The sequence below is a fragment of the Pseudonocardia sp. EC080619-01 genome (assembly GCF_001420995.1).
Taxonomy (GTDB): Bacteria; Actinomycetota; Actinomycetes; order Mycobacteriales; family Pseudonocardiaceae; genus Pseudonocardia.
In genome coordinates, this window is record NZ_CP012185.1 from 271,412 (window position 1) to 293,414 (window position 22,003).

The window sequence follows — 22,003 nt, forward strand, 5'->3', positions numbered from 1 at the left end:
CATGTGGCGCTCGTCGCGCTCGTCGTGGTCGTGGTCGGCACATCGATGTCGGTCGGCTTGCTCATGTTCGCACGCGACGACGCCTACCGGACCGCTGAGCGAGTTGCCGAGCAAGTCGGAGTCGCGCTGATCGGGCCGCTGTCCGGGCAGCGCTTCGCCGAGCCGCTCTCCGAGAACCGACGGGTCGAGGTCGACCAGGCGATCGCCCCGTACCTCACGAACGGGATGATCCGGCGCGTCAAGGTCTGGACGGTGGACCCAGACGGCTCGGGCGACGCAGCCATCGCGTACTCCGACAAGTCGGTCCTCGAAGGAGAACGGGGCCAGCCGCTGCCTGAGGAGGTGGTCGAGCAGGTCGATCGGGGAATGCTGGTGACCCTCCCGGTCCCCGACGACGACGAACACCGTTTCGAATCGGGACAGAGCGCAGTGCTGCTCGAGGTCTTCGCAGGCTTCCGCGACGCCTCTGACCGTGCCGCCCGACTCGAGGTCTACGTCCCGGTCGACACGGCGGGAACGGTTCGCGAGACCGCGACCATCGTCCTGCCCGCCGCACTCGGAAGCCTGGTGCTGCTCGGCGCAGCAACCATTCCGCTCTCGGCGCGACTCGCGCGCCGCATCGAGCGGGAGAACGCCGAGCGCAGAGCCCTGCGGCGCTACGGACTCACCGCCGCGGAGTCCGCGCGGCACGTGCTCGCTCGGCGGCTCCACCACGACATCATTCCCGATCTGGCCAGCGCTGGGCTGCTGGTCGACGCCGCACGAACCGGGCCGGACAGCACAGCGCAGGCCCACGACCTACTGAGCAACGCCCACCAGCTGCTGGTCTCCGAGATCGGCGAGCTGCGGGCGATCCTGTCCGATGTGGCGCCGCCGGAGTCACCGTCACTCACCGACGTCCTGGCCCGCGTCGTAGAGCACGCACGGGCGGGACACGCCGACGCACCGGTGGCCACAGTCCACGACGAGACCACAAGCGAGCCAGGACCACAGTTCGTCGCAGTGATCGGCGAGATCGCCGGCGAGCTCGCCCGCAACGCGGTTCGTCACGCGAACGCGTCCCACCTGTGGCTCCACGTTTCGGAGCCGACCGAGGGCCAGCTCCTGCTCAAGGTCCGCGACAACGGGATGGGCTTCGACGCCCGCGAGGTCCGGCCGTTCCACGGCCACATCGGGCTTCGTCTCGTGGCAGACGTCGCACGAGACAATGGCGGGCAGGTCGATATCGACTCCACGGCGGGCAGGGGCACCATGATCACCCTGACCCTGCCTGTTCCTCGCTGAAAGGGCGACGGACCGACGCCCCACCGCTCGCGTCCTTCACCCGCCAACCGAGCAAGACAATCAGACCGATCCGTTCGGGGGCCGCGACACTACCGCCTCTTCGTCACGCGCGATCGCACCGCTGCCATCGCACCGTGCCCATCACGCCGCTGCCTTCGCGTTTCTCCGCGCCGGGGCCGGACCCCATCGACGGCGTGCGCGCCGCTCACACGGCGGACGGATCCTCCTCGCGCACGATCGCCCGGCGGGCGACCAGCTCGACGGTCACCAGCGCCGTGACAGTCTCCGCCGCCAGCAGCCCAACCAGGACGAGGACCTGAGCTGTCGCGGCCTGTATCGGATCGCCACTGCCGAGAAGGACGCCGACGAACGCACCCGGCAGGGTCACCAGACCCACGGTGCGGGTCTGGTCGAGCGCCGGGACGAGCGCGTCGTGCGCCGCGTCGCGCACGACCAGCAGTGCTGCGTCCCGAGGTAGGAGCCCGAGGGCCAATGCCGCCTCGTACTCGCCGTGCCGGTCCGCAAGCTGGCGCAAAGCGTATCGACCGGCCAGCGAGGTCGCCGACATAGCCCCTCCGATCACGATTCCCGCGACGGGGACGACCGCGACTCCCGTCAAGGGGACGGCGCCGGTGGCGAGCACGATTGCCAGTACCGGTGCCGTGCCGGCACAGATAGCTGCGCCTGCCAGCAGGCCGCGAGGATGTCTAGTCATTCGCCGGCCCGAGGTCACCGTGGCCGCCGCGATCATGACCAAGACGAACGTGACAGTCGCCCACCAGTGCATGATGACCACCACGATGACAATCGCGACCACCGACAGCTGGACCACCGCGCGGGCAGCCGCGCGGGATGTCCCCTCGAACCCAGGCGAGCGCTCACGGCGGCAACCAAGGTCAACAGAACGACCGCGCCGACAACCGGCCATCCGAGTGGAGTCTCCGTCCCTGTCACCACCCCATTGGACGCTGGCCTACAACCGCTGCACCACGGACCCCCAGCCGCTGCCTCGGTCCGGTTCCCGCAGACGAGCGATCTTAGCCTGGTGAGTGTGACCCCAGCGTGGCAGCGGATCGGACACCACGCGCCAGGGATCGGCGCTCGACGACAGGGAGCCCGGCGCGAAGGTCCCCTCCCTCAGGAGACCGCGAAGAATGCGGTGTCCACGTCGGGCTCGCTGTTGCCTCGGCGGAGGGCATCACGCCCACCGCGCTGATCCGCCGCTGGATCGAGCAGCGGCGCGTAATCGAACAGGGCGGCACCCTCGACGCCAGCACGCTCGACCAGCGCGTGGCCCTTCTCGCCGAAGCCGTGCTGGCCGTCGGATCAGCTCTGTCTGCGCCGAATGCGGCGATTACCGACGCACCGCGGCGGGTCGCGGAGAGCATCCCCGCTCAGCAGCAGGTACACCGTGACGCCGACACCCCCACCGGCCGCTGACCGCCGCACAGGTGCCTTCGTGCTCGGCCAGCTAAGCCTTCCGTGCACCGGTCAGCGAACCCTGCAGCGACCGGTCATCCCGCACGGCTCGCATCCGCACCGGCTGACGCAGGCTCGCACGGGACCACCCGGACCGGAACCCATGCGGGTCCTCCTGCGGCAACAGTCGGTGACGATGCGGCGCACGATCTCGTCAGGACCCCGCCACCCCGACGCTGCAGCACCGACCCTGCCGGGACCTTCAGACCCGCAGCGCCCCCGAAGCTGAGCGCTCGTGTCGGAACGCGACGCACCAGACGACGACGTCACCGTCGAGCTTTGAGAGCACTTTGGCGCAAGTGACATAGGGTCAGTCGTCCCAAAATCCTGGCACACGTCTCGCTAGTAAGAGCCACAAACCCGCTCGCACGACAGTTACCTCCGGTCCAGGCAGCGGCCGCCTGCCGACCGCGACGCCACCGTCAGCCGTGCCCGCGTTGAAGCCGTCACCTCGCCCCTGGTCCTCAACGCCGCGTCAGATCCGGCAGCCGATCTCCGGGATCCCACTCGATCAACGGAGTCCGCCGCAGCCGATACAACTGCCGCTTACGGTCCCGACGCAGCGCGTACTGCTCCTGCTCGCCCATACCCCACACCTCCACCGCGGTCGGCGGATCGGTGTCGGTCAGCACGAAATCCGGCAAGGTGTCCTCGCTGCCGTCGTAGCGCAGCGGCTTGTAGAACTCCCGGCCCGCGCCGTACAGCGCGTCAGCCATCACGACCTCGTGCGAGGAATCGGCCGGAACAAATCCGCACCCGGTCAGCATCACCGCCGCCGCCACCACCGACAGGTTCCCTGCATCGCTGCGCGTCACCGCCGCCACCACCACCTGCTCGCTCCCGGTGGGACGTGCCCGTGCGAACACCGACGGAGCGCCTCGTCGCAGCCGGGCACCCACCGCGTGCGACACGAACACCGGCACCGGGTGATGGCGGAGATCCAGCCGCTGGCCGTAGGGAGTGTCCGACCAGGACCGCACCGCACCGAGCAGTAACCTTCGACGACTCATGCCCTCCCGGTCACCCAACCCGTCGATGAACCGCGCGAACGCGGCCCGATGCCGATCCGGTGCCGAGACGTCGAACGGCGGAACCACATAGCACCCCTCACCCGCGGCGCCCCCGGAGATCGCGACCCGAGACACCACGTCCTGCAGGACCCTGTGACAGTCGGCCCAGCGCCGACGCTCGCCCTGCGGGGCCACTGTCAGCCCGGCCCGCTCCCACAGATACTGCAGAAACCCGAGCAGACTCATCCCGTCGTGCCCGGCTCCGCCGGTCACCGACCAGTCGGTACCGCCACCACCCTCGCCGGCCCGCGCCTGCAATGGCACCGTCAACCGCACCGACACCAGGCCGGGACCCTCCTCGCGCAGTGCGCGGACCCGCCGCCGGTGCCCGCCCGGACCAGCGCTGCCGTCGTTGCGGAACGCGCACCGCAGATCATGCTCCGCACTGCCGCCCGGCCAGCACGCCAACGAGAACACCCCGGCCCGGCAGCGGATCACCAACCGCGGTGCCGGATCCGTGCACAGACACCACCCGCACCCGTCCACGACCCGGGCTCGCTCCGCCCACACCCGATACGCCCACGGATCACGTCGGAACCACGCCAACGACACCGATCGCCCCGCCAACCGCACTCGCGCACCCGGTGCCACCGGTCGCCGGCGCCGCCCGCCCCGCTCGACGGCCGCACTCACCCCGTCGCCCCCACGGTCGCAGGCAGCCGGACCCGGGAACACCGACGGGCGTACCCCACGCCCACGCGCCCACCGGAAACGCCGACCATAGCCCCGCCGCACTCCCGACCGCCGTACCCGGCCAAGCCGCCACTTGGCCAGCAAGAGGGTGCACCACAGCACACGAGATCACCGCCGGAGGGACGCACGACTACATCACCACATCGATCCCGTGAAGCGAGCGCGCACCGCAGCGCCGCAGGCGGACCGCGGCGAACGCGGGAATGCCCGGCGCCCGCCGTCACGCCCGAGACGACACGACCATTCCGGCCATGCGTGCGCGCCGGCCACCTCGGGCCGTCGCACCCACTCATCCCGGCGTCGCCGCGGGGACCGCTCCCACCGCCCGCGCCGCCGGTGTCTCCGACTTCTCGCCGTCGGAACCGCTCGCGAGGTACTGCTCGCGCGGCCCTGGGTCGTGGTGCCCATCGGCGGCGGGCGTGACGGCCTCGGAACTGTGCCCCGAGCCGTCGGTGGGGGAGGGAGCACCGTCGCGCGTGCGACGCAGCATCGTGCGCACCCGCTTGACCGGCACCCCGAACATCGCCGCCAGATCCTCGGCATTGCGTCGCCTGCCGTGCAGCTCGGCCATCACCGCGCACTGCTCGACCCCGATCGACGCGAGCTCCTGCTCAGCGTCGGCCACCGCCTGCTCACGCCGCCGGTCCAGCTCGGCGAGAGTCTCGTCGCGGGTGTGCTCGACCTCGGCGATGCGCTCCTGGGCCCGGGCATAGCGTTCGAACGCCGACTCCTCCAGACGCCGCTGCTCCTCCTGATCGCGGTCGAGCTGATCACGCTTGGCATGCATCGCCGCCACGTCATCACGCACCCGACGCGAACGTCGTGTCCTGTCCGTAGCCACCTCTGCTCCCTTCCCCGACGGCGAGCAATCACACCGCCGCACCACGGTAGCCAGAATAATGGACGATGGCGACCATCTGTCTCGTCAGCAGGAAAGTCAAGGTCTCGTATCGGCGTCGCGCCACCACGTCCTCGCAGCGGGTCGAAGCATGAGGTTCTTCCGTCAGCTGATCTACCGGATCAACAGCGTCCACGGGTGAGTCGCGCAAACCTGCTGCTGCACGCCGCACCGTCCAGCGAGCCGATCCTGATCCAGGATCCGCAGCCCGACCTCGGCCCACCGTCCTGTCGGCGAGCGTGAACCACACGCTGTCCAGGCTCGACATGAGGTCGAAGACGGCGTGCCGCGGTACCTCCCGTGGAATCACCGCCCGTCCTGGCCGACCAGCCGACAGCCACCTGTCGCCCACAAGCGCGCGACGTGGCCGCGGATGCCGAGCCCGGCGATCGCGCAGCGCATCGACTGGCCCTACTCCGAGGGGCCGTTGAAGAAGCGCCTGGCCAAGATCCGGCCCAAGTACTCGGCGTCGACCCGGTCAGCCGCACCACCTACCGGCCGGATGAGCTCGCGCAGTGCGACCTGTGGTTCCGCCAACGAAGATCCCCATCGGGCCCGGGCAGGCGCGGATCCTGCCGGTGCTGGTGATGGCCCAGGGCGGCTACTCGAGGTTCCTATCGGCGACGATGCTGCCCTCGTGCCAGACCGGTAACCTGCTCTCCGGTATGTGGCAGCTGACCACCGGGCTGGGGCGGGTGCCGAAGACGTTGGTCTGGGACCGCGAGGCCGGGATCGCGATCAGGGGGCGGGCAAATGCGCCGGTCGCGGCGTTCGCCGGCACCCTGGCCACCCGGCTCCAGCTCGCCCCACCGCGGGATCCGGAGTTCAGCGGCAGCGTGGAGCGCGCCAACGGCTATCAGGAGACCTCGTTCCTGCCCGGGCGCTCGTTCACCTCACCCACGGACCTTCACCGAGCAGCTCGACGGCTGGTTGGCCCGAGCGAACCAGCGCACGGTCCGCTCGGTCGGCAGCCGCCCGACCGAGCCGTTCGACACCGACCACGCCGCGATGCTGACGCTTCCGCCGGTCGCACCACCTGTCGGGCTGCGCCACCGAACTCGGCTGGCCTGCGACCACTGCATCCGTATCGACACGTGTGACTACTCGGTCGACCCGCGGGTGATCAGCCGGTTCGTCGAGGTCTCTGCCTCTCTCCCCACGGTGACAGTCGTCTGCGACGGCGAGGTCGCCGCCCGTCTCCAGCATTGCTGGGCACAGCGCCCGGTCGTCGACGATCCCGCCCGCCTGGACCCCTCCCAGGTCCTGCGCCGCGAGTTCGCCGCACGCCGTGATGCCGGCGCCCGCACCGCTCGCCAGCACGCTGACTGCCACACCGTGGTCCTGCGGGGCCCCGCCGAACTACGACGCCCTGTTCGGCGTCGACTTCGACCCCACACCCGATCTTGATTCCACTTCACCGCCGACTCCGCGGAGGCCACACCGTCATGAGCCCCACCAGCACCAGCCCCGCTACGAACGGGAACCGGCCCACCGCGACGAAGACATCGAGCTCGGACGGCTTGGGCGTTTCGTGCGGTGGGGCGAGACGTTCTCCGACGACGTCGTCGCCGCGGCCATGATCGACCGCCTGGTCCACCACGCCGCGAGCTCCTCGCGAAAGACCGCAGCCACCACGAGTGAGCAGCGGTGCCCGATCAGCCCGACAGGCCATGGCGAGTGCGAGTGGGCTCGAACCCTTGGTCGCCGATGGGCAGACCTGCCAGGTTCCAACTCCAGGAGACGGACGGAGTGATCCGCATATAGATTCCCGGCCCGACCATCCCGACGCGGTTGACGGGGCCGTCGGCATGGCCATAGACGCGGATTCCGCGGGCGATGAACGGCTCGAACGAGGGTATGTCGTCGATGACCAGCGCGACCTTCTGATTGCCGGCAGCGAGGTTGCGGAACTTGCGGGTGGCGGTGACGGGCGCGCCGCCACCGACCCAGAACACGTCACCGTCGAACTCCACCGCGACGGGAACAACGTCCGGCTGACCGAGACTGTCCACTGTCGCGATGCGGCCCATGCCGTTCGAGCTCAGATAGGCAATCTCCTCGGCCGAGAACGACATACGACAGCTCCTTCAGCCCGGGCCATGGACGGAGGCGTCACCCTAGCGGCTGCCGCCGCAGCCCTGAGGCAACGCGCTGGCCGCGGCTCGGCCACGGACCCTCAGCACGCCAAGCAGAAGAGCTCGACCACCTCCCCGGGGTTAGATTTCAGCGTCCCGCAGGGGGATCAAGGTTCAGAGACCGTCGACAGGCCTGGTGCTCAGGGCGTATGCCCCCCGCGAGATGCCCGATGGCGCTGTTCGGTGGCCCCGTAGCCGAGGCCGAAGGGCTCGTGATCGCTCCCAGGATGGCGTCGTGGTGGCCTCGCTCCTGCTCACGTCGGTCATGGCAGAAGCGGAGGAGGGAGCCCTCGAGAGCGACGCGAAGCAGCCGCCGTTACCCGACCGACGGCTGTGCCGGATACGGGTACCCGGGGTCGGACGTCTGCTGCCACGAACCGAACAGCTTGTAGGCCGATTCCGACTCGGTGAGCCAGTTGGACGCTTCCGCAGCGTCGCAGGATGTCGGGGCCCAGAGGTCGTGCACCAAGCGATCGCGGTTTCAAGCGAGAGCCGAGGAGTCGGCCAGTGCTGCTTCAGATCCGGGGGCAAGTGCAGATGCGGGCCAGTGACGTAGCTGCTGCCCTCAGGGCGCCAGTGCATCCGCCGCAGGAGAATCCCGTCCGGTCCGCGGAAGGTGTACCAGTAGCCGCGTGTCGTGACCCGGAACGGGCCCTCGCTGGCGTCGTGGCGTGCCGGATCGGTGTCGACGATCTCGAAGTTCATACTCGCGGTGAACGTCCCGATCCCTGGCCAAGTCATCCCGTCACCGCCGTTCAGCTCCCAGGCGTTGCGAACGCCCTTCCGGTAGCGGCCGCCTCGGCTGACGGTGATCTGGCTGTGTCCAGCAAGGACGTAGATCGCCTTGCGGAGTGGCTCGAGGAAATTGTTCACCGCGTGTTGCTCGGTCCGTCCAGGCATGCAGGATTCAGCGCGCTCGGCTACTACTCAGCGGACGAACGGCAGTGCACCGATGACCTCGGCGAGTCCGTCGAGCTCGTCGACATCGACGTCGGCATAGTCACCAGCGTCCCAGCGGGCGAGGAACTCAGAGTGTGTTTGAGAAGGGTCGGCGTGTCTGCGCGGGAGGCCCTCCGCACATTGTGATCGCGGGCGAGCGCGACATGGACGCCAGGTTGATCTCCTGACCGGCAGCAATATCTGCGTCCCGCTCAGGAGCCATTTAGCTCGGGGAACTGGTCGTCGCGCCATTCGATGACGCTGGTGGTGCCGGCGGCGACCTCCTCACGCACGCGCAGGTCGACGCGGCGGATCCGCTGGAACGGCGCCAGGTTCTCGCGCGCATGCTTGAGGATCTCGAACGCCGTCTGTTCGTTCGGCTCGTAGCCCGGCGCGATCGCCACGTACGCCTTCGGCACGGCGAGGCGCACCGCGTCGGGCGCGGGCACGATCGCGGCCTCAGCGACGGCGGAGTGCTCGATCAGGACCGACTCCAGCTCGAACGTGCTGATCTTGTAGTCCGAGGCCTTGAACACGTCGTCGGTGCGGCCGATGTAGAAGATGTAGCCGTCGCTGTCGCGGGAGGCGACGTCTCCGGTGTGGTAAAAGCCGCCCGCCATCGCCTTGGCATTGCGCTCCGGATCGCCCTGGTAGCCCGTCATCAACGACATGGGCCGCTGCACGAGGTCTACGCAGACCTCGCCCTCCTCGGCGCACTCCCCGGTTAGGGGGTCGACCAGCACGATAGGCACGCCCGGCAGCGGCAGCCCCATCGATCCCGGCTTCACCGGCATTCCCGGCACGTTCCCGACGGCCAGTGGCAGCTCGGTCTGCCCGTAGCCGTCGCGGATGGTCAGACCCCACGCCTTCTGCACCTGATCTATGACCTCGGGATTGAGCGGCTCGCCCGCCGAGAGCAGCTCCCGCAGCGAGCCCCTGCCCCCGGAGAGGTCGGCCTTGATCAGCATCCGCCACACTGTCGGCGGCGCGCAGAACGTGGTCACCTGGGCGAGGCGGAGCTGGTCGAGCAGCTTGGCGGCGTCGAAGCGGGCGTAGTTGTAGACGAAGATCGTGGCCTGCGCGATCCACGGCGCGAAGAAGCAACTCCACGCGTGCTTAGCCCAGCCGGGCGAGGAGATGTTGAGGTGCACATCGCCGGCCTTGGCTGCGACCCAGAACGACGTGGCGAGGTGCCCGACGGGGTAGGAGACCTGGGTGTGCTCGACCAGCTTCGGCTTGTTCGTGGTGCCGGAGGTGAAGTAGAGCAGCTGCGGGTCCGACGGCGCGGTGCCCGGGTGCTCGGCGGGAGGCACGTCTCGGTCGTAGGCGTCGTGATAGGCGACCGTCCCGTCGGGGGCGTCACCGACAACGAACCGCACGTACTCGCCGGGGACCTCGTCGAACTTGCCCGCGTCGGCGGTATTCACCACGAAGTAGTGGGCGCCGCCGCGCTCGATTCGGCCGACGAGGTCGTTCGGGCCCAGCCCCCGTGGTGGTCGGCAGGATCACCGCGCCGAGCTTCATCACCGCGAGCATGGTCTCCCACAGCTCGAACTGGTTGTCCAGCATCAGGAGCACGTGCTCGCTCTTCCCGACCCCGTTCGCGGCCAGCAGCGCGGCGACCTGGTCGGAGCGGCGCGCCATCTCGTCGAAGGAGAACCTCGCCTCCGAACCGTCCTCCTCGACGATCCACAGCGCGACGCCGTCGTTGCCGCGAGCGTTCGCGTCGAACCAGTCGACCGCCCAGTTGAAGCGCTCGCCGAACTCCGGCCAGACGAACTCCTCGACCGCCTTCGCGTAGTCGCGGCTCAGGTCCTGGAGCAGGTCACGAGCCTCCCGGTAGATCTCGGTACTGCTTGTCATCGCCGCTCCAAGTCACTGCGGATGATGAGTTTGACATGCTGCCCGGTCTGCTGCCGCTGCCAGGCGTCCGCGACGCGGTCGAGTGGTATTTCCTCGTAGGGCACGCTCAGCCGACCGGCCGCGTGCATCTCGCACATCGTCCTGAACCCGGCTGCGCGAACATTGATCGACGTGTGGAAATTGGTGTGGGTCAGGATGGAGATTCCCGACGTTCGCAACGGCCGCGCCGGAAGCTCGGCGGTCGGGCCAGCCGACGCGCCGACCTGCACGATGCGTCCGAGCGGTGCCATAGCCGTGGCGACGGCTTCCACTGGTCGACCCCAGAGCATGTCCAGCACGAGGTCGTAGCCCCGCGGCGCCGCGTTCTTCAGATCGACGACCAGGTTAGCGGGGTCCCCGCCGAGTCGTACGGTGGCGTCGGCGCCGAGCGCGCCGGCCCGTGCGAGGAAGCCCTGATCGCGGGCTGCGGCTACGACTTGACCCGCCCCGAGCTGGGCGGCGAGCTGGACGCCGATCTGCCCGACGATGCTGCTCGCGCCGAGGATGAGGACTGTCTCGCCGGCGCCCAGCCCACCCTTCCATGTTAGGCCGGTCCAGGCCGCGAGGCCGGCGATCCCGAACGGCAACACCGCCGCGGCGTCCACGTCGTCGGGTATCCCGATCAGGTCGTTCTCTGCGACGATGCAGTGCTCGGCGAAGGACCCGAAGGGTTGCGTGGCCAGGTCGAAGTAGACTCGTCGGCCGTCTTGCGTGCGACCGATCCCTTCCATGCCGACGGTATAGGGCAGTGGCGGGTCGAACGCGAGCCCACGCGAGATGTTGATGTCGACGGGGTTCATCCCGGCTGCCTCGACGGTGACCAGCTGCTCGCCGGGCCGGGGTCGGGGGATCTCCACGTCGGCCACGTGCGGTGTGGCATCGAGCTCGGTCACCACGGCGGCCTTCATGCCGGTGGCCGGGCGGCGGCGGTGCGGAGCGGGACGAGTTCCTCGCCGGGTCGCACAGTCGCCCGGATACTGCCGAGCTGGGCGACCTTGAGCTCCACATGGTCGTTCTCGACTAGGTACGGGTAGGCGTCGGGCCCGTGGACCCGGGAGAGCTCGAGGATGCAGCCGGTGCCGACGGTACCGGCGCCGATGACGTCGCCGGGCAGCAAGGTGGTGCCGCGGGAGGCGTAGGCGATGAGATCGGCGAAAGGCCAGTACAGCGACGACCAGTTACCGCTGCTGTACTGCGTACGGTTCACAGTGGCGGTCATGGCCAGGTCGAAGCCGTTGCCGGCGGTATGGGGTGCGAGCTCGTCGGGGGAGACGAGGTAGGGCCCGAGGCTGGTCGCGGTGTCCTTTGCCTTGGCGGGTCCGATCGCGAAGGTCATCTCCGCTTCTTGCAGGTCGCGAGCGCTCCAGTCGCAGAGCATGGTGTAGCCGGCGATGTGGTCCGCGGCGCGGTCAGGGCTGATGTTGCTGCCGCCGCGGCCGATCACGGCGGCGACCTCGAGCTCGTAGTCGAGGCTGCGGCTGCCCGGGGCGATGCGGACGTCGTCGTGGGGTCCCTGGATCGCAGCGGGGTTGCTGAAGTAGAAGACGGGCTGCCGGTAGTAAAGGGGGTTGGTCGGCACGCCGAGCGCGGCCATCGACGTGACGTAGTGGTTCTCGAACGCCATGAAGTCCCGCACCGATGGAGGCCGGGGGATCGGAGCGAGGAGCGACACGGCGTCGAGCTGGAACACGCCGAACGGCCGGGTCAGGGCGCGTTCGGCGGCCGCGGCCTGGCCGTCGTCGCCGCCGGCGATGACGTCGACGAGGGTCACGGTCGGGGGCAGTGCGTGGATGGTGCGGTTGCGAACCAGACCGGCGAGGGGGGTCGTCCCGGTCGTCGTGCGAAAGGTCGCCCAGCGCATGGAGGTCTACCTCGCGATGGTCTCGGACCAGTGGACGAGCGGCAGCCCGGCGACCGGTGAGCGGAAGTGGGGGATCCGGGACTGTCGAAGGTTACCGAGGTAGACCTCGCGCAGGTCGGGGCCGCCGAAGGTCACCGATGCGCACCAGGTGGCAACCGGGCCGCCGGTGCCGAGGAGGAACTCCATGTCGATCGCTCCGCGCTGGAACCGGTCGTCGAAGCGGGCGACTTCCTCCGGTGTCGAGTCGTCGAGGATGAGACGGACCTCTCGCTCCGGGGTGATCGCGAAGATCCCGTCGGTGAAGATGTAGGTGCCCCAGAGGTTCCCGAACGCGTCGAAGGCGATCCCGTCGATGAAGCGACCGTGGTCGGCGGGTCCGTAGATCTCGCGCTCACCCAGAGTGCCGTCGTCGTTGATCGGGAACCTGAGGACGTTGCGGCCGCACGTCTGGACGACGTAGATGTGGGTCTCGTCCGCGTCGAGCTTGCACTCGTTGGCGAAGGCGAGCCCGTCGGCGACGGCGCGCAACCGCTTCCCGTCGTGGAGCAGCAGCTGGCCGTCGGCGATGTCGGGGGTCATCGTCGCGCCCCAGTCGTGCGCCTTGGTGGACACGGTGACCCAGACCCGGTCCTCGCTGTCGCGGCAGACGAAGTTGACCTTGCCGATGGGTGCGCCGTCGAGGCTGTCGGCAATCACGGTGGTGGTGCCGTCGCGGGTCATGCGCTCGAGTCGGTCGGTGCCGAAGTTGGAGATCAGGAAGCTACCGTCGCGATCGAAGGCCAGGCCGTTGGGCAGAGTTCCGTCGATCAGCCGGTGTGCGACGTTGTTCTCTGTGAGCGCACTCTCGGCGAAGTCGGCCTGCGTGATCAGTCGCTGTTCGCCACTGGGGTCTATGCGCATCACCCCGCCCCGCGCGTCGGCCGACCACAGCGTGCCGTCGGGTTCGGCGAGGATGCACTCGGGGCGCTGCAAGTCGAAGCCGACGTGGTCGATGTCGTCGCCGGTCAGGGAGAAGCCATCGAGCGGGTTGGGCCGGTGGGCCCTGGGGTCGGGCTGGAGTTCAGCCACAGTAGAACCCTCCGTTGACGTCGAGGTGGGCGCCGGTGACGTAGCCGGCCTGGTCCGAGGCGAGCATCGTGACGAGAGCGGCGAGCTCGTCACGGCGGCCGAGGCGCCGCATCGCGGCCTGACGAGCGATGGTTGTAGTGGCCGCGGAGTCGTGGTTGCCGGCGAGCATTGGTGTCTGGATCATGCCGGGGTTGACGCAGTTGACCGTCACCCCTAAAGGACCTGCGGTTACCGCCATCGACCGCACCATCCCACCGAGCGCCGCCTTCGATGCTGCGTAGTCCGCGCCGGCCCCGAAGCCGCCCATCTGCCCCGACACCGAGCCTACGACGATGACCCGGCCCCAACCGGCCGTGCTCATGTAGGCGATCGCCGCTTGGGCGGCGAGGAACGAGCCGCGCAGGTTGATCGTGAGGGTGCGGTCCCACTCGTTCGGAGTGATCTCGCTGGCAGGTTCGCCGGCCGCGGCGGCGAGGATCCCGCCGCGGGCAGTGCCGAACACACCTCCGGCACAGACGAGGACGTCGAGGCGACCGAACCGCTCGATGGTGTGGGCGACGGCGCCGGTAGGGCCGTCGGGATCAGCGAGATCGGCGACCACGGCACCGAAGCGCTCGGGATCGGTCTGCGCGCGCTCCTCGATCCCGGTGGCGGCGATGTCAGTGCCGACGACGCGGCAGCCCTCGTCCGCGAGCGCTGTGGCGCAGGCTTCGCCGATGCCGCTCGACGCACCGGTCACCAACGCGACGCGGCCGGAGAGTCCCAGGTCCATCTCAAGCCACCTGTCGGGCGAGCCAGCCGGTGATGAGAGCGACCGCGTCGTCGAACTTCGTGACCACGCAGTGGGTCTCGTCCTGCGCCATGACCACGAGGGTGTCGCGCCGACCGGTGAACACGAGGCTGTCCTCGATCGGGACGAGCGCGTCGGCAGTGCCGTTGATGACGAGCATCGGCGTGTTGTCGTCTTTGTCGAGCAGCGGCCGCAGGGAGTGTGCGGCCACCGCGGCGTCCAGCTCCTGCTGGGTCGGCTGGTGGTCGAAACCGAAGAGGTTCCCAATGATGCCGCTGGCGCCCTCGGCCCACGGCTTGCCTGCGGCGAAGCTCGCCTCCACGGGCCCTCCGCAGTTGACGGCCGCGTCGACGATGCCCGCCAGGCCCGAGTAGGCCGCGAAGTAGCCGCCCATCGACAGCCCGAAGTGCACCACCCTGCCGTTCCCGAGCTCGCGGCAGAACGTAACGAGCCCGTCGACGACCTCACGGCTCTCGGGGATCATCGGGATCTCGGATTCGCCGGTGCCCGGGATGTCGAACGCCACCACCCGTGCACCGGTGCCCAGGGCGAACCCGGTGAACATGTGGTGGACGTCCATCTTGTGCCCGTCTGCGCCGCCGGAGGCGAGGACCACCGGCGCGTCGAGCGGAAGGCCTCGGGCCGCGAAGATGTGCACCGCCACCCGTGTGGTCCCGCCCTGGTAGGGCACATCCAGCTCACGGCGTTCGAAGTCGACCGGGAACGACGGGGCGGCCAGCAGGTACTGCTCGACCTGCTTCTGCAGCGCTGTCCGGCGCACGTCGTCGGCCAGGACGGGGAACTTGGCGTAGCCGTAGGCCAGCGCCGCGAGGGTCGGCTCGTTGTCGGCGGAGTAGCGAGCTCCGAGCTGCGACCACTCGTGGCTCCAACCGCCGGGTCCATCCAGCCACATGTCCGTCACAGCGGCACGCACCTCGTCGACATCCGAGGCGGGGACACCGAAGTTCACCATCTGCGCATACCGCGCGGTGAACATGTCGTCCACTGCGATCGGCCATCGGTAGGGCATGTCGTCTCCCTCTCTTAGTGGTGGCAGACCCAGGGCGCAGCACCGACAGGTGTCGGCGCTGTGGGCGTCGCCCCGACCGGCGTGCTGCCCGATCGCGCGCGAAAGGCGCCGCGACAGGTCCGGTGGAACGTCGTGTCGTTCGCGAGTCCGGCAACTTAATGCAAGTTGCCCTGCGATAAATTAGCGGCAGTGTGGCGCAGGGCGCAAGGGGCAGCGGGTAGGTTCGACGTGTGGAGGAGGCCGCGGTTCGACGCCGCACGAACGGGCGATCGGCCCGTGTGCGCCGGTCGGTCCTTAACTCCACGCTGCGGCTGCTCGCGGAAGAGGGCGTCGACGCGCTCAGCATCGCCGCGGTCGCTGCTCAGGCCGGCGTGCACGAGACGTCGATCTACCGACGGTGGGGCACCCGCGAGAAGCTCATGCTCGACGCGATCCTCAGCCTCAGCGAGACCGAGCTCCCCGTCCCCGACCGCGGCTCACTCGTGGAGGACCTCACCGGTCTGGCCGAGGAACTGTGTCGCTACATGTCCAGCCCACTGGGCCTCGCCGTGGCCCGATTGCTCTCCACACCCAGTACCGACCCAGAACTCGAAACGACCCGGGCCGAGATCTGGCACGAGCGCATCGCCGCCGCGGCAGCCGCCGTCCAGCGCGCAGTCGACCGCGGCGAAGCGCGACCGGACACGGACGGACGCTTCGTCGTGGAGATGCTCGTCGCGCCGATCCATTGGCGGGTACTGGTCCTCCAGCAACCGCTGGAACCGGAATTACCCGCTCAGCTTGCTGCGGTGGTCGCGCAGGGCATCCAGCTCCAGTCGAGCGGACTCAATTCGGAGCGTAAGGAGATTCCGTGAGCCTGTGCCGGATCGGATTGATCAGCAGCAACTTGCCCAGCAGTTCATCGACACCGCCCGACAGCAAGGAGTCGAGCTTGTCGGGCCGGGCGGGATGCTCGCGGAGGTGACCAAGACGATGCTCGAGACGCGTTGGAAGCGGAGATTAGCGAGCACCTGGGATGCGACGCACACGACCCCGCTGCGCGGGACGAGGCGAACTCTGAGCGTGTTTGAGAAGATCAAGTTGTGGGAATGAAGGTGTACTTCTGCTGGCGGGCGGCCGGCTTGCCGCGGGCGATGCGTCGGGTGATGGTGTTGATCGTGGCCCAGCGGATCATGGCCTCGGATGTGGCGGGGTGGCGCTCGTAGTCCCGGGCCAGGCGTCGGTGTGCGGTGAGCCAGGCCAGGGTCCGCTCGACCACCCACCGCCGCGGGAGGACAGCGAATCCGCGCTGGTCAGGCGATTTACGCACGACCTCGACGAGGGTGTGCAGGATTGCGTTTCGCCCAGTCAAGGAGCCGTCCGGCGAACCCGGCGTCGGCGTAGACGAACCGCACTCTCGTGCGTAGGTAGAGATCGAGCAGGATCGACTTGGCGCCGTCACGGTCCTGTACCGACGCCGAGCACACCATCGTGGTCAGTAGCAGACCCAGGTTGTCGGCACGACGAACCGCTTCCGGCCGTTGATCTTCTTCCCTGCGTCGTAGCCGCGACGTCCTGCCCGACGGTGTCGGTGCCCTTCACGGACTGGGAGTCGATGATCCCCGCGATGGGTTCGGGGGCGCGGCCTTCGTCGGCACGTAGCTGCCGGCGCACGATCGGGAGGATCTTCTGCTGTTCGCTGGTCGCCGCCTCGGTGGGGGACCGCCACGGCAACCTGGTGTTCGACAAGACCACGGCGAACTTCAACCCGCTGTGCGCGATGGCCGGGACGGTCACCGTCGTCGAGGTCGCCGAACTCGTCGAGCCCGGCGAGATCGACCCGCAGCAGGTCCATCTGCCCGGGGTGTTCGTGCACTACGTCGTGCACGCCCCGGACCCGGAGAAGCGGATCGAGAAGCGGACCGTGACGGAGGTGCCGGCATGAGCCTGACCCGCAACGAGATGGCGGCACGCGCTGCGGCTGAGCTCCGCGACGGTGAGTACGTCAACCTCGGCATCGGACTGCCGACCCTGATCCCCGGCTTCCTGGCCGCCGACGTGCACGTGGTCCTGCACAGCGAGAACGGCATCCTCGGCACCGGCGCCTACCCGGCACCGGACGCGATCGATCCGGATCTGATCAACGCGGGCAAGGAGACCGTCACGGTGCGCCCCGGCGCGTCGTTCTTCGACTCCGCGCTGTCGTTCGGCGTCATCCGCGGACGGCACCTCGACGTCGCCGTGCTCGGTGCCATGCAGGTCTCCGAGCACGGCGACCTGTCGAACTGGGCCGTCCCAGGGAAGATGATCAAGGGGATGGGCGGGGCGATGGACCTCGTCCACGGCGCCCGCCGGGTCATCGTCCTGATGGAGCACAGCGCCCGCGACGGTTCACCGAAGATCCTGCGCGAGAATACTCTGCCCCACACGGGACTCGGCGTGGTGGACCGGATCATCACCGATCTCGCCGTGATCGACGTGACCCCGGACGGCCTGGTGCTGGCGGAGACCGCCCCCGGTGTGGAGGAAGACGAGGTGCGGGCGGCCACAGGCGCCCCGCTGCGGACAGCGGCCGAGGCCGACCGGTGAGCGTCGTCCGGACGGACTGCCGCGACGGCGTGGCGACGGTCACCCTGGAATCCCCGGCCAACCGCAACGCCCTCTCGGCGCGGCTGCGCGTGGCGCTGGCCGACGCCCTCGACGACGCGATCGCCGACCCGGCCGTGCGGGCGATCGTCCTGACCCACACCGGGCCGGTGTTCTGCGCCGGGATGGATCTCAAGGAGTCCCGCGGCGCCGATGCCGCCGACCAGGGCGTGAACGGGTTCCCTCGCATCCTGGAGACGCTGTGGACTTCCCCGACCCCGGTGATCGCGCGGCTCGCCGGCCCCGCCCGGGCGGGCGGCGTCGGGCTCGTCGCCGCCTGCGACGTGGCAGTTGCCGCCGAGGCCGCGACGTTCGCGTTCTCCGAGGTTCGGATCGGGGTCGTCCCCGCCGTCATCTCGGTCACGGCGCTGCCCCGGCTGCAGGCGCGGGCCGCGCACGAGCTGTTCCTGACGGGGGAGACGTTCGACGCCCGGCGGGCCGCCGAGATCGGTCTGGTCAACCGCGCTGTACCGCTCGCCGATCTCGACGCCGAGGTCGAGCGGTACACGGGGATGCTCCGGCTCGGCGCCCCCGGGGCACTGGCCGGTACCAAGGCACTGCTGCGCCGCCGGCGCCCGGAGTCGATGACCCGTGACCTCGCCGAGACCGCCGCGCTGTCCGCGTCGTACTTCGCGGGTAGGGAGGCCCAGGAGGGGATGCGGGCATTCGCGGAGAAGCGGTCACCGGCCTGGGTGACGCCCGCCGGAAGCGCGACGACGACGGGAGGCAGCCGATGAACGGTCTCGGAGACATCCTGCCCCGCGCGGCGGCCCGGTTCGGCGACCGGACCGCGCTGATCTGCGGGCGACGCCGGTTCTCCTTCACCGAGCTCGACCGGCTGAGCAACCGGGTTGCGGTCGCGCTGCGCGCTTGCGGCGTCGGACCGGACCGGCCGGTGTCGCTCTACGCGCAGAATCGCTGGGAGTGGATCGTCGCCCACCACGCGGCGCTCAAGGCAGGGGCCGTGGTGAACCCGGTGAACGTCATGCTCACCCCCGAGGAGCTGGCGTTCGTGCTGCGCGACTGCTCGGCCGCGGTCGTCATGACCGGCGGCGGACAGGCCGCCACGGTCGTCGAGCTGACCCGTGAGCTCCCCGACCTGCACACCGTCGTGTCGTTCGACCCACCCGGCGACAGTGGTGCCGTCGACTTCGCGACTCTGCTCGACGTCCACGGCGGTCCGTTCGAGCCGGTCGCCGTCGACCCGGGCGCACCCAGCACGATCGGTTACACCTCCGGCACAACCGGACATCCGAAGGGCGCGGTCCAGAGCCACCGCGCCGTGCTGCTGAACTGCGCGCTGACCGCGACCATGCACGGGCGCAGCGAGCACGACCTCGTCGTGTCGGCGCTGCCCGCGCCGCACGTCTACGGCAACGTCGTCATCAATGGGACGTTCCTGGCCGGCGGGACCGTGGTGCTGATGGAGCGGTTCGACCCGTCGCAGGCACTGACACTGATCGAGACCCACCACGCGACGCTGTTCGAGGGGGTCCCGGCGATGTACGCGATGCTGCTGGCCCACTCCGATCTCGAGCGGGCCGACCTGTCCTCGCTGACCCGTTGCACGGTCGGAGGACAGACGATCCCGAACTCGACGATCGAGCGCTGGCAGGAACGCAGCGGGGCCCCGCTGATCGAGCTGTGGGGGATGACCGAGATCTCCGGTCTCGGCACCACCCACGCCCTGCACGCGCCGCCGGTACCCGGCTCCATCGGCGTGTCGTTGCCGGGAGTCGAGGTGCGTATCGCCGATCTGGCGGACACCACCTGAGCAGAACCGCGGCTCGTGAGATGTCGGTTACGTCACCCGGACCGGCCCGACTCAGTGTTGGGCGAACCGTGGCAGAGCCCGGACCGCTGGGCTCAGGCCGCGGTCCGACGCCCGCTGAGTAGGTCAGGTGTTCCACGTCGATGCCGACAGCAGGTCGGTCATGTCGATGGGAGGCAGACCATCATCGCAACCGCGCAACAGGTCGTAGAGGTTTCGCATCGCGTGCCGATCGGGGACATGATCCGACCCGGCCAACGCGGTGAGGATGTCCCGGGTGCCGATGACCTGCACGGTTCCACACGCCCGTGCTGTCGCTCGGATCCGGTCGAGTCGGCGTGCTTCGGCCTGCGCGGTGCTCCTCCCCGTACGTTCGTCGATGATCACGACGACTTCTGCGCCGGCCTCGGCCGCGACGACGCCGTGGGCGATGACCATGAGTTCACCGAGATCCTGGCCTTGGCGCATCCTCTCGGCGAGGGGCATCCGGGCGATCCGCGCAGCCACATCGCTGAGCGGGGGTACCGCATCGTCGTCGAGGACCTCGAGTAGCCGCTCCGGTAGTCGGTTGAGCACTGTCGCGCTGGCTTCGAAACGGGCGTCGCGGGCAGCTTTGCGCAGCACCTCCGCATGCACCGTCTCCGGCATCGCGATGGGCGCGAACACCGCGAACAGCAGACGCTCCTTGCGGAGAGAGAAGAAGTTCAACGCCGGGCCAGCATCGAGAACTACCTGGCTGTTCACGAGCTACCGGGTACGTCGTGTGGATCGTCATCGACGCTTCCGAGGAGCTCGTCGAGTTCCTCGACCGAGAACTTCGGGCGCGGCAACGACGTTTTCAACGTCGTTGCGGGCAACGCTGAGCCTTCCAGGGCCTGGGGGGCATCGACGGCCACGCCGGCGGCGTCGAGCTCCGCGAGCAGCTCCTCGACACCCAGCCCCCTGATGTTGGCCAACGTTCGGGCCGAGATGACCCCTGCCCGGTAGCCGGCGAGGGTCCTGGCCAGCAACTTCTGCGGAGCTCTGCTGCGGTCGGACTCGAGGGCCAACGAGGCGTAGAGATCCCGCCAGCCGAAGCGCGTCGCCAAGGTGGGCGCCGTAAACGTCGCCATCCACTGCTGTTTGGTCGTCTCGCTGATGTGACCGCGCTGGGCCATGGCGATCGCCGCGATCGCTGGGGAGACCAAGAAGCGCTGGACAACCGACGACAGAGTCGCAGGCCCGTCCCCCGGGCGCCCGTCCACGAGCAGATCGAGGCCCTCGTGAGGCAGCAACAGATGCCGGGCGAACGCGTCAGCACGCGTCTCTTTCCATCGAGGCCCCACCGTGGCAGGCCCGGGATGGTAGTCGTCGAATAGCATATGACCCAGCTCGTGTGCCAGGCAGCTGCGCTGCCGCATCGGTCTACGAGTGCGTGCGACCGCAATGAACATCGCCCCACGCTGAGGATCGCGCATCGTCAGGCCGTGCTCGTCCTCCCCTGCCTCCATCACGAGCACGTCCACGCCGGTGTGCTGCTCGATGAGCGTGACCAGATCGCCCATGGGCTGCGCACCAAGGTGGTGCTCGGCACGGAATCGCTGCGCCTCGTCGCGCGCAGCGACCTCGAGGGGTGTGAGCCTCTGCGGACCGTTCACGACTGGGAGAACACTGCCTGGTCGTCGAGGTAGGCGTCGAGTTCGAGGAAGTGCAGCAGACGGTTGCGCATAGCGTCGCTACCGCTTCCGGTGCTGCGCGCAGCGGATTCAGCACGTTCGGCTACCGCACTGGATCCCAGAAGCCACTCGGGCGGCGTACCGGTGGCCAACGCGATCACGATCAGTTCGGGCACCTTCGCCACCCGCTGTCCGCTGACGATGCGGCTGATCATCGCCTGCGACAGCCCCGAGATCTCCGCGACCTCGCGCTGCGACATGCCGGCCGCCTGCAGGGCGGACTCCACCCGCTGAGCTGTGGTCATCTTGCCCCCCTGAATCGGTCCGACCCAACTGATTCAACGATACCAGAACCAGCAAGAGCCCGACCACAATTCAGGACCGTGGGTCGAGCCGCCCGCTCGTGAGGTATCGGCAGCGACTCACCCCACCGCCTGCCCAGCGCAGCTGCTCCGCGGCGACGAGCCTCGCCATCCAGCAATCAGGCGACGGACAATGCTCTCGGGTTCGTGACCGAACGGCGTGATCCGGGCGAACGGCTCGGCCGGCGCACAGGCGGCGGGCCGGTCAACTTACCCAGTCTCGACAGCAGTGATCACCCAGTGACTCGGACAGCTAGTGCCTCGTCAAGCAACGTACGGTAGGTAATCCGGTCTGCGGATCTTGGACTCGGGCGCGAACTGACGCTTGGGTCGGGCGTGGCGGTTGGCCCAGCGGATGTAGCCGGCGATCGCGGCTTCCTGAGCGGCGTGGGAGAGGTAGTCGCTGCCGTCGAGGGTGAAGTAACGCAGCGCGCGGCCTGC

At 69.0% G+C, this 22,003-nt stretch carries 22 protein-coding genes and 4 pseudogenes; 10 read left to right on the forward strand and 16 right to left on the reverse strand.

Features of this window, described 5'->3' with window-relative positions:
• Positions 1–3 precede the first annotated feature (3 nt).
• A complete protein-coding gene (locus AD017_RS29445; RefSeq protein ID WP_145984151.1) occupies positions 4–1,284 on the forward strand; it encodes a sensor histidine kinase in 1,281 nt (426 codons plus the stop codon).
• A gap of 205 nt (positions 1,285–1,489) precedes the next feature.
• Here AD017_RS29445 and AD017_RS29450 read toward each other — a convergent pair whose 3' ends face one another.
• Positions 1,490–2,116 (reverse strand): ABC transporter permease, encoded by a 627-nt coding sequence (locus AD017_RS29450; RefSeq protein WP_369821710.1) that lies wholly within the window; start codon positions 2,114–2,116, stop codon positions 1,490–1,492.
• 230 nt (positions 2,117–2,346) lie between these two features.
• On the opposite strand from AD017_RS29450, the gene AD017_RS34815 reads away from it, so the two are divergent.
• Complete coding sequence (locus AD017_RS34815; RefSeq protein WP_145984153.1) at positions 2,347–2,724, forward strand: hypothetical protein; 378 nt, start codon at positions 2,347–2,349, stop codon at positions 2,722–2,724.
• A 503-nt stretch (positions 2,725–3,227) separates the two neighbouring features.
• Here AD017_RS34815 and AD017_RS29455 read toward each other — a convergent pair.
• From AD017_RS29455 to AD017_RS35905, 4 genes are all read right to left on the reverse strand, one after another.
• On the reverse strand, positions 3,228–4,628 hold the full coding sequence (locus tag AD017_RS29455; protein ID WP_082538428.1) for a DUF1173 family protein: 1,401 nt from the start codon (positions 4,626–4,628) through the stop codon (positions 3,228–3,230).
• A gap of 187 nt (positions 4,629–4,815) precedes the next feature.
• Positions 4,816–5,334, reverse strand: a complete 519-nt coding sequence (locus tag AD017_RS29460; protein ID WP_145984154.1) for a translation initiation factor IF-2 — start codon at positions 5,332–5,334, stop codon at positions 4,816–4,818.
• Positions 5,335–6,025: 691 nt separating this feature from the next.
• Complete coding sequence (locus AD017_RS35900; protein ID WP_060576922.1) at positions 6,026–6,214, reverse strand: hypothetical protein; 189 nt, start codon at positions 6,212–6,214, stop codon at positions 6,026–6,028.
• 98 nt (positions 6,215–6,312) lie between these two features.
• The gene (locus tag AD017_RS35905) at positions 6,313–6,756 is read right to left on the reverse strand and encodes a hypothetical protein (protein ID WP_060576924.1); all 444 of its coding nucleotides are present in this window, start codon (positions 6,754–6,756) and stop codon (positions 6,313–6,315) included.
• 196 nt (positions 6,757–6,952) lie between these two features.
• Here AD017_RS35905 and AD017_RS34820 point away from each other — a divergent pair.
• A pseudogene (locus tag AD017_RS34820) lies at positions 6,953–7,027 on the forward strand (ATP-binding protein); the annotation flags it as partial.
• 52 nt (positions 7,028–7,079) lie between these two features.
• On the opposite strand, the gene AD017_RS29480 reads toward AD017_RS34820, so the two are convergent.
• Positions 7,080–7,499, reverse strand: coding sequence for a PPOX class F420-dependent oxidoreductase (locus AD017_RS29480; protein WP_060576927.1), 420 nt, complete (start codon positions 7,497–7,499; stop codon positions 7,080–7,082).
• Positions 7,500–8,378: 879 nt separating this feature from the next.
• Here AD017_RS29480 and AD017_RS29485 point away from each other — a divergent pair.
• Complete coding sequence (locus AD017_RS29485) at positions 8,379–8,645, forward strand: hypothetical protein (protein ID WP_060576929.1); 267 nt, start codon at positions 8,379–8,381, stop codon at positions 8,643–8,645.
• 65 nt (positions 8,646–8,710) lie between these two features.
• On the opposite strand, the pseudogene AD017_RS29490 reads toward AD017_RS29485, so the two are convergent.
• From AD017_RS29490 to AD017_RS29515, 6 genes and pseudogenes are all read right to left on the reverse strand, one after another.
• A pseudogene (locus tag AD017_RS29490) lies at positions 8,711–10,361 on the reverse strand (AMP-binding protein).
• Complete coding sequence (locus tag AD017_RS29495; RefSeq protein WP_168172323.1) at positions 10,358–11,296, reverse strand: zinc-binding alcohol dehydrogenase family protein; 939 nt, start codon at positions 11,294–11,296, stop codon at positions 10,358–10,360. The pseudogene AD017_RS29490 and the gene AD017_RS29495 overlap by 4 nt, the downstream one beginning before the upstream one ends.
• An 8-nt stretch (positions 11,297–11,304) precedes the next feature.
• Positions 11,305–12,261, reverse strand: coding sequence for a fumarylacetoacetate hydrolase family protein (locus AD017_RS29500; RefSeq protein ID WP_060576933.1), 957 nt, complete (start codon positions 12,259–12,261; stop codon positions 11,305–11,307).
• Between the two features lie 6 nt (positions 12,262–12,267).
• The gene (locus tag AD017_RS29505) at positions 12,268–13,329 is read right to left on the reverse strand and encodes an SMP-30/gluconolactonase/LRE family protein (protein WP_060576934.1); all 1,062 of its coding nucleotides are present in this window, start codon (positions 13,327–13,329) and stop codon (positions 12,268–12,270) included.
• Positions 13,322–14,101, reverse strand: coding sequence for an SDR family NAD(P)-dependent oxidoreductase (locus tag AD017_RS29510; RefSeq protein ID WP_060576936.1), 780 nt, complete (start codon positions 14,099–14,101; stop codon positions 13,322–13,324). Before AD017_RS29510 ends, AD017_RS29505 begins: the two co-directional genes overlap by 8 nt.
• A 1-nt stretch (position 14,102) precedes the next feature.
• Positions 14,103–15,149, reverse strand: coding sequence for an alpha/beta hydrolase (locus AD017_RS29515; RefSeq protein WP_060576938.1), 1,047 nt, complete (start codon positions 15,147–15,149; stop codon positions 14,103–14,105).
• Positions 15,150–15,379: 230 nt separating this feature from the next.
• Here AD017_RS29515 and AD017_RS29520 point away from each other — a divergent pair, with 230 nt between their 5' ends.
• Together AD017_RS29520 and AD017_RS29525 are read left to right on the forward strand one after the other, a co-directional pair.
• A complete protein-coding gene (locus AD017_RS29520; protein ID WP_082538429.1) occupies positions 15,380–16,003 on the forward strand; it encodes a TetR/AcrR family transcriptional regulator in 624 nt (207 codons plus the stop codon).
• A gap of 4 nt (positions 16,004–16,007) precedes the next feature.
• Positions 16,008–16,241, forward strand: a complete 234-nt coding sequence (locus AD017_RS29525; RefSeq protein WP_060576943.1) for a hypothetical protein — start codon at positions 16,008–16,010, stop codon at positions 16,239–16,241.
• On the opposite strand, the pseudogene AD017_RS36705 reads toward AD017_RS29525, so the two are convergent.
• Positions 16,225–16,802 (reverse strand): annotated as a pseudogene (locus AD017_RS36705) (transposase); the annotation flags it as partial. The gene AD017_RS29525 and the pseudogene AD017_RS36705 overlap by 17 nt on opposite strands.
• Before the next feature lie 25 nt (positions 16,803–16,827).
• Here AD017_RS36705 and AD017_RS29530 point away from each other — a divergent pair.
• The 4 genes and pseudogenes from AD017_RS29530 to AD017_RS29545 form a co-directional block, all read left to right on the forward strand.
• Positions 16,828–17,073: pseudogene (locus AD017_RS29530) on the forward strand (CoA-transferase); the annotation flags it as partial.
• Positions 17,070–17,717, forward strand: a complete 648-nt coding sequence (locus AD017_RS29535) for a 3-oxoacid CoA-transferase subunit B (RefSeq protein WP_060576947.1) — start codon at positions 17,070–17,072, stop codon at positions 17,715–17,717. The pseudogene AD017_RS29530 and the gene AD017_RS29535, both read left to right, overlap by 4 nt.
• Positions 17,714–18,511 carry an enoyl-CoA hydratase-related protein gene (locus AD017_RS29540; protein ID WP_060576949.1) on the forward strand — a complete coding sequence of 266 codons (798 nt, stop codon included), beginning with the start codon at positions 17,714–17,716 and terminating at the stop codon, positions 18,509–18,511. The genes AD017_RS29535 and AD017_RS29540 overlap by 4 nt, the downstream gene beginning before the upstream one ends.
• Entirely contained in the window at positions 18,508–19,548 is a 1,041-nt protein-coding gene (locus AD017_RS29545; protein ID WP_060576950.1) for a class I adenylate-forming enzyme family protein, read from the forward strand. The genes AD017_RS29540 and AD017_RS29545 overlap by 4 nt, the downstream gene beginning before the upstream one ends.
• Positions 19,549–19,671: 123 nt before the next feature.
• On the opposite strand, the gene AD017_RS29550 is transcribed toward AD017_RS29545, so the two are convergent.
• Genes AD017_RS29550 through AD017_RS29560 form a run of 3 tightly spaced genes read right to left on the reverse strand, consistent with a single transcriptional unit; the run spans position 19,672 to position 21,505 of the window.
• Positions 19,672–20,289, reverse strand: coding sequence for a hypothetical protein (locus tag AD017_RS29550; protein ID WP_060576951.1), 618 nt, complete (start codon positions 20,287–20,289; stop codon positions 19,672–19,674).
• Positions 20,286–21,182, reverse strand: coding sequence for an ImmA/IrrE family metallo-endopeptidase (locus AD017_RS29555; protein ID WP_060576953.1), 897 nt, complete (start codon positions 21,180–21,182; stop codon positions 20,286–20,288). Before AD017_RS29555 ends, AD017_RS29550 begins: the two co-directional genes overlap by 4 nt.
• A complete protein-coding gene (locus tag AD017_RS29560; protein ID WP_060576954.1) occupies positions 21,179–21,505 on the reverse strand; it encodes a helix-turn-helix domain-containing protein in 327 nt (108 codons plus the stop codon). Before AD017_RS29560 ends, AD017_RS29555 begins: the two co-directional genes overlap by 4 nt.
• Positions 21,506–22,003: the final 498 nt, after the last annotated feature.